At 51.7% G+C, this 8790-nt stretch carries 9 protein-coding genes and 1 pseudogene; 7 read left to right on the forward strand and 3 right to left on the reverse strand.

Going from position 1 to position 8790, the window contains the following annotated elements; translation table 11 throughout:
* Window positions 1–170 precede the first annotated feature (170 nt).
* Both QMG93_RS14715 and QMG93_RS14720 read left to right on the forward strand, forming a co-directional pair.
* On the forward strand, window positions 171–1454 hold the full coding sequence (locus QMG93_RS14715) for an MFS transporter (protein WP_281937634.1): 1284 nt from the start codon (window positions 171–173) through the stop codon (window positions 1452–1454).
* A 33-nt stretch (window positions 1455–1487) separates the two neighbouring features.
* Window positions 1488–1820, forward strand: a complete 333-nt coding sequence (locus QMG93_RS14720) for a DUF1904 family protein (RefSeq protein ID WP_281937636.1) — start codon at window positions 1488–1490, stop codon at window positions 1818–1820.
* Between the two features lie 68 nt (window positions 1821–1888).
* Here QMG93_RS14720 and QMG93_RS14725 read toward each other — a convergent pair whose 3' ends face one another.
* Both QMG93_RS14725 and QMG93_RS35385 read right to left on the reverse strand, forming a co-directional pair.
* The gene (locus QMG93_RS14725) at window positions 1889–2251 is read right to left on the reverse strand and encodes a glycoside hydrolase family 95-like protein (protein WP_281937638.1); all 363 of its coding nucleotides are present in this window, start codon (window positions 2249–2251) and stop codon (window positions 1889–1891) included.
* A 37-nt stretch (window positions 2252–2288) separates the two neighbouring features.
* Window positions 2289–2531 (reverse strand): annotated as a pseudogene (locus QMG93_RS35385) (glycosyl hydrolase family 95 catalytic domain-containing protein); the annotation flags it as partial.
* On the opposite strand from QMG93_RS35385, the gene QMG93_RS14730 reads away from it, so the two are divergent.
* Window positions 2473–2601, forward strand: a complete 129-nt coding sequence (locus QMG93_RS14730) for a hypothetical protein (RefSeq protein WP_281937639.1) — start codon at window positions 2473–2475, stop codon at window positions 2599–2601. The pseudogene QMG93_RS35385 and the gene QMG93_RS14730 overlap by 59 nt on opposite strands.
* Before the next feature lie 47 nt (window positions 2602–2648).
* Window positions 2649–3326, forward strand: coding sequence for a substrate-binding domain-containing protein (locus QMG93_RS14735; RefSeq protein WP_281937641.1), 678 nt, complete (start codon window positions 2649–2651; stop codon window positions 3324–3326).
* A 182-nt stretch (window positions 3327–3508) separates the two neighbouring features.
* Here the strand turns inward: QMG93_RS14735 and QMG93_RS14740 are convergent, their stop codons facing one another.
* Window positions 3509–4054 carry an OsmC family protein gene (locus tag QMG93_RS14740; RefSeq protein ID WP_281937643.1) on the reverse strand — a complete coding sequence of 182 codons (546 nt, stop codon included), beginning with the start codon at window positions 4052–4054 and terminating at the stop codon, window positions 3509–3511.
* 396 nt (window positions 4055–4450) lie between these two features.
* Between QMG93_RS14740 and QMG93_RS14745 the strand changes: the two genes are divergently transcribed.
* The 3 genes from QMG93_RS14745 to QMG93_RS14755 all read left to right on the forward strand — a co-directional run.
* A complete protein-coding gene (locus tag QMG93_RS14745; protein ID WP_281937645.1) occupies window positions 4451–5761 on the forward strand; it encodes a homocysteine synthase in 1311 nt (436 codons plus the stop codon).
* 192 nt (window positions 5762–5953) lie between these two features.
* Window positions 5954–8464 carry a GBS Bsp-like repeat-containing protein gene (locus QMG93_RS14750; RefSeq protein ID WP_281937648.1) on the forward strand — a complete coding sequence of 837 codons (2511 nt, stop codon included), beginning with the start codon at window positions 5954–5956 and terminating at the stop codon, window positions 8462–8464.
* Between the two features lie 35 nt (window positions 8465–8499).
* Window positions 8500–8790 (forward strand): hypothetical protein (locus QMG93_RS14755; protein WP_281937650.1); only part of this gene is annotated, 291 nt, incomplete at its 3' end.

Consider the following 8790-nt stretch of genomic DNA (forward strand, 5'->3'; position numbering starts at 1 on the left):
CCGGGACCGTTCGTCCGTTCATTTCGTTCGTCCGCTGCGGGGGCCGTTATTATCTATATTCCGCCGGCGGACAATTATCCTAAACCAAACCTTCCCTTGACCGACCCGGTTTCCAAGGATAACCTATTCAAGTACCTTTTTATTTATTTTTTGTGATCAAGGAGTGGGCAATGAGATTTCGGGATTTTCATCCGAACGTTAAACTTCGTATTATGATGAGCTTTTTGACCGGGGCGCTCGGCAGCATGGTTGTGCCGTTCATGTCCGTTTATTTTGCCAAAACGCTCGGGGCGACGGCCGCAGGTTTCGTGGCGATTTTCAATATCGCGGTGGGGCTCGTCTTCGCCACCTTGGGCGGCTATTATGCGGACCGGGTCGGACGCAAGCGCATGATGCTGATCTCCGAAGCGGCGATCGCCGCGGCTTATTTGGTGATGGCTGCCGCCAACTCGCCCTGGTGCCAATCGCCGGTCGCGACGCTCGTCATGACGGTTGTCGTCAGTGCGAGCTGGGGACTGCACAAGCCCGCCATCGAAGCGATGCTGATCGACGTGACGGAGCCGCATGCCCGCCAGGCGATGTACCGGATTTCGTATTGGACCAACAATCTGTCCGTTGCCTCAGCAGGGATGGTCGGAGCGTTTCTGTTCGCCGATTACTTGTTTGAGCTGTTCCTTGCCGTCGGGCTCATGACGCTCGTTTCCTTCGCCGTCACCTGGGTCTTCATCACCGAAGCCTGGAAGCGTCCCGAAAGGGAGCCAACCGGAGCGCCGGAGCCGAAGAAAGGCAAGCTGTGGGCCAATTACCGGCAGGTGCTGCGCGATAAAGTGTTTATGGTGTATGTCGGCGCCTTTTTGCTTCTCTACTCCGTGGAGATTAATCTGGTCGACTATATCGCGATTCGTCTGGAGAAAGAAATGCGGTTGACGCCGTGGCTGCCATGGACGGACTGGCAGATTGACGGTATGGAAATGCTGGGGGTGCTGCGGACCGAGAATACGCTGCTTGTCGTTCTGCTGTCGCTTGTGATCGCAGCGCTGATCAAGAACCGCTCGGATTCGCGGATCATGTACGCGGGGCTTGTGCTCAACATCGCAGGATACAGCTTTCTCACGTACAGCAACCAGCCGGCGCTGCTCGTGTTGATGATGTTCGTCGCGACGGTCGGCGAGCTGATTTACGTTCCGCTCAGCCAGGCACTTCTGGTGAATATCGTACCGGATCACGCGCGCAGCTCTTATATGGCGATTAACGGCATGGCATTCCGGGGAGGCATGTTCCTGGGTGGAGTGAACATCATACTCGGCGGCTTGCTGCCGAGCTGGGGGATGGCGGTCGTTATTTTCATGACCGGGGTAGCAGGGCTGCTGATGCTTCGTTCCGTGATGCCGGTGCTGAAGAACCCGCACAGTCGGTCGACGGCGGCGGGAACAGTCGTATCCAAACCGGTTTAAACCAATTTCGAAAACAAGGAAGGGGAAATTTTCATGCCGCATATCGTAGTTAGAGGAATACAGGTAGAGCAGCTCAAGGAGATCAGCACGGCTTTGGTGGAGGAGCTGGCGGCCATTTGCGGCTGCGGCACCGACAATTTCATGATCGAGTGCTTGCATACGACGGCCGTCTTTCAAGGGAACGAAGTGAACTCGTATCCGTTCATCGAGGTGGCATGGTTCGAGCGGGGACAGGAGGTAAGGGACCGGTTCGCGCAAGCGGTTGCCCGCCATGTGCTGTCGTTGGGCATCCCCGAGGTGGAAACGGCGTTCGTAGCGTACCGGAAGGATAGTTATTATTTGAACGGGGAACTTTGTTTCAAGTAATGGGGTAAAAGGCCGATCCTGTAAATTTGTACAGGGTCAGCCTTTTTTATTGTGTAGTCTACTCGTTTTTAAGCAAACCTTAGCTTGAGCGTCACCGTCCGTCCTGCGGGCAAATGCACGAGGCGGTGCCGGGTTGCTTTGTCCAGAGCTTCGGGCAAGCTGACCGCAGCTTCGGCATCATCGCTTGTCGCCTCTTGCAGCGCGAAGGGAAACTCCACCTCCACCGACTGCGTCCGTGCGGAGACGAAGGATGCTTCGGCGATGCCCGCCGCCAAGCTCCAAGCCATCGACACCTCCGCGCCTCCCCGGCAGCGGAGCCCCCGGAACCGGCCTTCGCGCCACGCATCCGGCAGTGCGGGCAGCAGCTTGATGACGCCGGGGGCGGAAAAGAGCAGGAAGAAGTCGAAGAACGGCAACGCTGTCTCCGCCATATGGCCTGGAAGCGCCTGCCAATAGTATTTGGATGTTCTCGTTAACGAAAAAAGCGCTGCTCCACGCCGGCGCGTAATCACCGTTCCAGACGCCCTGCAGATTGGCCGGCAGCCCGCCGGATCTGGAGCTGGAAAGCAGCAGGTAGCGGCCGTAATCGTACATACGCTCGATGAGCGCCGTCGGAACGCTGCCGCTGTAGGCGTCGAGCAGCAGCTGCTCGTTGCCGATCGGGTTAATCCTGCCGTTCGGCAAGCACATTGCGAGCCATTCATTCGGCATGGATATTATGGCCGGGGCCGAAGAGAAGGCGTTTGAGCAGGACTACATGATTCTGATTGGTAATTCCTGAAAAAAAAACGCGAGCATGCGGAGCTGCTGGCTGCGAGCGGCATTCCGATGCTGCTCGTCGACCAGAAGATGGAAGGCGTGGAGGCGCATTTGGTGCGGGGAGACAACTTTATGGGCTCCGTCGCGCTGATAAACCACCTGCTCTCGCTCGGTCACCATCGCATCGCTCTGCTATCGCCTACCCGGCATTATACGCACCGGGAGCTTGAGGTCCCGCCGAGCTACGAGGTGCTCGTGGAGAGCGGTGTTTCGCCGGAGGCGGAGCTGCGCGCCCTGCTGGGAAGCGAGGACCGGCCGACGGCGATTTATGCGGCCGATCCGGGGTACCTGGGGACACTGATCAGGGTGGCAGGTGAGCTTCGGCTGCGCATTCCCGAGGAGCTCAGCGTCGTTACCTTCGACGATACGTATGCGGCGCTGCCGGAAGGGTATGCCAACTTTTTTACGTCGGTCAATCAGTCTGGCAGGCTGATGGGAAGCATGGCCGTGGAATTGTTGTTCCGGCAGTGGCGCGATCCGGAGCTGGGAGCGCAGAAAATCGTGCTGCCGGGCAAGCTGAACGTCGCCGATCGATCTGCCGGTTGTAATCGGACGGCAAGGCGAGTCCGCCGAATATGCCACGATACCGCACTACAATTCATTATCGGTGGGACCAAGCGGGAGGCAAGCAAGTCGACGATTGGTATGCCAAGTGGTATGCAGAGAACAAAGACACGGCGCTGCTGAAGGATAAGCTGTATCAGTTTAAGTAATCTGCGCGATGGGCCTTGGGACCGTATTCGCTTAACGTGCGTGGAACGTCAGAGCGGTAAACGGCGCAGTTATTTTGGCAGCATAAGAAGCGGCGTCCCGGGCATAAGCGTTGTATGCTTGCGGGGCGCCGCTTTTTTTGCAGGGAGGAAACCGGCTTAGCTTTGCGCGCTTTCCGGAGCCGTATGGATGACGACACCTTCGACGTCTTGCGGATTTTTTAGCAGGTGAAAAATCGGGCATACCCGCTCCACCGCCTCATGAAGCTCGGCGATCGTCTGTTCCGATTCCGATGAGACAATGTGCAGCTTATACCGGATGTTGTGCGGGTAGATCGGAATATGCTCGAAGCCGGGCTGACCGGCTAAGGCATGCTGCTCCCCGGTCACTTCCACCTCCAGCGACTCCAAGGACACGCCCCGTTCGGCGGCTTGAATCAAGGTGATATGCGTCAAGCAACTGCCGAGCACCCCGAGCTGAAGCTCCGGTGACGTCGGCCCGAGATTGTACCCGGCAAAGTCCGGTGGACTGTCGCTGATAATCTGAAAATCGCGGATGCGGATTTCGCGCACCCCGCTTCGCCCGGCCGCACGCACATTCGCTTTGATCGCCTGCCTGGCTGTTTCCGGCTGCTTCAAAGCTTGCTCGTTGCGCTGTAGGCTCGCTTCCCGTTTTTGAACCAGAAATTCGTTCAAAGTGGACATCGTTCGATCACTCCCATATGATTAAATTTGGTACCCAAATAAAAAGACTCCATGATTATTCGGCCAAGTGACGTTTCCGGTGCGGTCGAATAACTGGAGCCTCCAAGGGCATGGTGGGCTGGTTGGAATGGTTTGTTTATACAAAATTAAGGCGATTTACTAAAATATAGCATCAAATGGCAGAGGAAGCAACTCGAAAATTTTTAAGTTGACGCTGGCAAGACTCTCCTGTTAAAATAGCATACAACACTGTATAACCTATTAAACCTATCGGAAATTGTCTACCGGACTGCCGGAGGCATGACGAACCCGTATTCATGACAGGAATACGCGGGCCGTTATGTCTCTTTTTTGCATACTATCCCATACTATCTCAAACTTTGGAGGATGAAAACGATGGCTAACGAAACTCAATGGCAACCCGAAACTTTGGCGGTTCACGCCGGTCAAGAAATCGATCCGACGACGTTCTCCCGGGCAGTCCCGCTATACCAGACGACTTCTTACGGCTTCCGGGATACGGATCACGCCGCGGACTTGTTCGCTTTGAAAGAGTTCGGCAACGTATATACGCGGATTATGAATCCGACCACCGACGTCTTCGAGAAGCGCGTCGCCGCGCTGGAGGGCGGGGCTGCGGCGCTGGCAACGGCTTCAGGACAAGCGGCTATTACGTACGCGATCTTGAACATTGCCTCCGCTGGGGATGAGATCGTCTCGGCCACCAGCTTATACGGCGGCACGTACAACCTGTTCGCCTCCACGCTGCCGAAGCTGGGCATTCAAGTGAAGTTCGTCGATCCGTCCGATCCGGAAAACTTCCGCGCCGCCATTACGCCGCAGACGAAAGCACTGTACGCCGAGACGATCGGCAATCCGAAAGGGGACGTGCTGGATATCGAAGCGGTGGCCCGCATCGCTCACGTGAACGGCATCCCGCTTATCGTGGACAATACGTTTCCGAGCCCTTACCTGCTGAAGCCCATCGAGTTCGGCGCGGATATCGTCGTCCATTCGGCCACGAAGTTTATCGGCGGCCACGGCACATCGATCGGGGGCGTTATTGTCGACAGCGGCAAGTTCGATTGGACCGCGAACGATAAGTTCCCGGGGCTGACGCAGCCTGACCCGAGCTATCACGGCCTCGTTTTTACCGAAGCGGTGGGGCCGATCGCTTATATCATCAAAGCCAGAGTGCAGCTGCTGCGGGATCTCGGAGCCACATTGTCACCGTTCAACGCGTTCCTGCTGCTGCAGGGGCTTGAAACACTCCACCTGCGGATGGAGCGCCACAGCGCCAACGCGCTCAAAGTCGCCCGCTTCCTGGAGAAGCACGAAGCGGTCGATTCGGTGCAATACCCGGGACTGGAGAGCCATCCGTCCTACGCGCTGGCGCGTAAATATTTGCTCAAAGGCCAGGGCGCGATCCTCACGTTTGAGGTCAAGGGAGGCGTCGAAGCAGGCAAAAAGCTAATCAACGCCGTGAAGCTGTTCTCCCATCTCGCCAACGTCGGCGATTCCAAGTCTCTGATCATCCATCCGGCCAGCACGACCCACCAGCAGCTCTCCGGCGAGGAGCAGCTTGCCGCAGGCGTTACCCCGGGCCTAGTCCGCCTGTCCGTCGGCACGGAATCGATCGACGATATTTTGGCCGATCTGGAGCAGGCGCTGCAGGCAAGCCAGGAGGAAAGCCGGGTGTCTGTTTAACGGTAAAATGAAAAAAGCCGCAATGCGAGGTTTTTTGCTCGTGTTGCGGCTTTTTTTTGCGACAAAATTCGACAAAATCAGTCAATGATTTCTAGTTGACATCCGATTATAATACCTACATATGGTCCTATGGCTACATCTTTCGACATATGGCATAATTTTGTGCATTTAACTTGCGGAAGGAGATAAGCAGTGCTAAGAAGTACGGTATATTTTCAACAGTTCGTGTTCATTGCGATGGTTTCACTTGCTATTTTTTTGTTTCCTCAATTAACAATGGCCGAGACTTATTATGAATATAAGGATTCGAAGCTGCTGAATATTTACTCAAAAGATAACGGGAAGTTTTATAAAGCAACCTTTATACATGATAAGAACGGAAACATCATAGGTAAAAAAATGGTTCCAGCAAAAGCAATTGATTATCCTGCAGAAACGAGTTATTCCAATGCATCTTACGATATCGTTCTTTTCAATGTTGATCCTAAGGCAATGCAGGTAGAGTTCCCGACGTGGACGGAGAACAATGGTCAGGACGATGTCATTTGGCATCAAGGGGAAAAGGTAGGGGACGGAATATGGAAAGTGACTATTCCGTTTAGTAAACATAAGGATGAAAGCGGGAAATACATAACGCATATTTATGTGGATAAAACAATGTGGGCTGTAAGCGAGACAGCAGTAAAATTAACGACCAGCACGCGCATCCCTCCGACCGTGAATCTATCTTCGGGCAGCTATGATATCTATCTAGATGGTGTTGGAGAACCTGTTGCTAGAGTAGCCTTTCCGACATGGACGCTGCATAACGGTCAAGACGATATTGTTTGGAACGAGGGAGAAAAGGTTTCACCCGGCACATGGAAAATAACGATTCCTTTTAGTGAACATAATCAAGAAATAGGCGAATATATCACTCATATTTATTCATACGATCGACGAGGGAATGCTGTGATGTCAGGCTTCGGTCAAACTACAGCAGTTGGTGGAATAAGCGCTCCTGCTGAAACGAGCTATTCGAATGCCTCCTTTGACATTATAGCCTATGGAATTGATCCTAAGGCAACACAGGTGGAGTTCCCGACGTGGACGGCGAAAGACGGTAAGGATGTCATTTGGTATCAAGGGGAAAAGATAGGTAATGGAGCCTGGAAAGTAACCATTCCGTTCAATAAACATAAAGATGAAAGTGGAAAATACATATCGCATATTTATGTGGATAAAACAATGTGGGCTGCAAGCGAGACGATGGTAAACCTAACGACCAGCACACGTATTCCTCCGACCGTGAATCTATCGTCAGGCAGTTATGATGTTTATATTGATGGCGTGGGTGAACAGGTTACCCGTGTTTCATTCCCGACATGGACGCAACGTAACGGTCAAGACGATATGGTTTGGAAAGAAGGATATAAGGTCGGGATCAATACGTGGAAAATAACGGTTCCGTTCAGTGAGCATAATCAAGAAACAGGCGAATATATCACTCATATTTATTCGTATGATCGACACGGAAATGCAGTAATGTCAGGCTTTGGTCAAACAACGGCAGTCGGTGGGATAAGCGCTCCGACAGAAACAAGCTATTCCAATGCATCCTTTGACATTACAGCCTATGGAATTGATCCAAAGGCGACACAGGTAGAGTTCCCTACATGGACCGAGAAGAACGGTCAGGACGATGTCATTTGGCATCAAGGGGAAAAGGTGGGGGACGCAATATGGAAAGTGACTATTCCATTTAGTAAACATAAAGATGAAAGTGGAAAATACATAACGCATATTTATGTGGATAAAACAATGTGGGCTGCAAGCGAGACCATGGTAAACCTAACGACCAGCACGCGCATCCCTCCGACCGTGAATCTGTCGTCAGGCAGCTATGATATCTATCTAGATGGTGTTGGAGAACAAGTTGCAAGAGTAGCCTTTCCAACATGGACTCAACTTAACGGTCAAGACGATATCGTTTGGAAAGATGGGTATAAGGTCGGGGCCAATACATGGAAACTAACGATTCCATTCAGCGAGCATAATCAAGAAACAGGCGAATATATCACTCATATTTATTCATATGATCGACAAGGGAACGCAGTAATGTCAGGCTTTGGTCGAACTACAGTGGTTGGTGGAATAAGTGCATCTGCCAAAACAAGCTATTCGAATGCATCCTTCAACATTACAGCCTATGGAGTCGATCCAAAGGCAACGCAGGTAGAATTTCCGACGTGGACCGAGAATAATGGTCAGGACGATGTCATTTGGCATCAAGGGGAAAAGGTAGGGGACGGAATATGGAAAGTGACTATTCCGTTTAGTAAACATAAAGATGAAAGCGGGAAATACATAACGCATATTTATGTGGATAAAACAATGTGGGCTGCAAGCGAGACGATGGTAAACCTAACGACCAACACACGCATCCCTCCGACTGTGAATCTATCTTCAGGAAGCTATGATATTTATATTGATGGTGTTGGAGAACAGGTTACCCGAGTTGCGTTCCCAACATGGACACAAAGTAACGGACAAGACGATATTGTTTGGAAAGAGGGATATAAGGTCGGGGCCAATACGTGGAAAATAACGGTTCCGTTCAGCGAGCATAACCAAGAGACCGGCGAGTATATCACTCATATTTATTCGTACGATCAGAAAGGGAATGCGGTAATGATAGGTTATGGTTCTGTTTTAGTTAATTAACAATTATAAGGACAACAAAATATCATGAAGGATGTATGACAAAAATGTACCTCTCTGGCCATAAAAAAAGTTTATTTCTGTTATGCCTTAGTTTATATTTGGTTTTATTTCACTTCATGGTCGCCGCAACAGCGGCGGCTTCTGAGTCACAAGCAGGTGGATATAATTATGTTTACGATAGTCTTGGAAGAATAAAATACATTAAGTTTCCAAGTGGCCTTTTTGAGGAGTATATCTACGATAAAAATGGCAATTTAATTTCCAAAAACATGAGTATAAACGGCAGCTTTGAAATAGATGAAAACGGGAACAACTTACCGGACTTT

The organism is Paenibacillus tyrphae (assembly GCF_027925525.1).
Taxonomy (GTDB): Bacteria; Bacillota; Bacilli; order Paenibacillales; family NBRC-103111; genus Paenibacillus_G; species Paenibacillus_G tyrfis_B.

What these genes read in the sequence shown, in the direction of transcription:
- QMG93_RS14725 (WP_281937638.1), bottom strand. Translation starts at nt 2,251, where the DNA reads ATGGCGGAGACAGCGTTGCCGTTCTTCGACTTCTTCCTGCTCTTTTCC.
- QMG93_RS14735 (WP_281937641.1), top strand. Translation starts at nt 2,649, where the DNA reads ATGCTGCTCGTCGACCAGAAGATGGAAGGCGTGGAGGCGCATTTGGTG.
- QMG93_RS14715 (WP_281937634.1), top strand. Translation starts at nt 171, where the DNA reads ATGAGATTTCGGGATTTTCATCCGAACGTTAAACTTCGTATTATGATG.
- QMG93_RS14720 (WP_281937636.1), top strand. Translation starts at nt 1,488, where the DNA reads ATGCCGCATATCGTAGTTAGAGGAATACAGGTAGAGCAGCTCAAGGAG.
- QMG93_RS14740 (WP_281937643.1), bottom strand. Translation starts at nt 4,054, where the DNA reads ATGTCCACTTTGAACGAATTTCTGGTTCAAAAACGGGAAGCGAGCCTA.
- QMG93_RS14745 (WP_281937645.1), top strand. Translation starts at nt 4,451, where the DNA reads ATGGCTAACGAAACTCAATGGCAACCCGAAACTTTGGCGGTTCACGCC.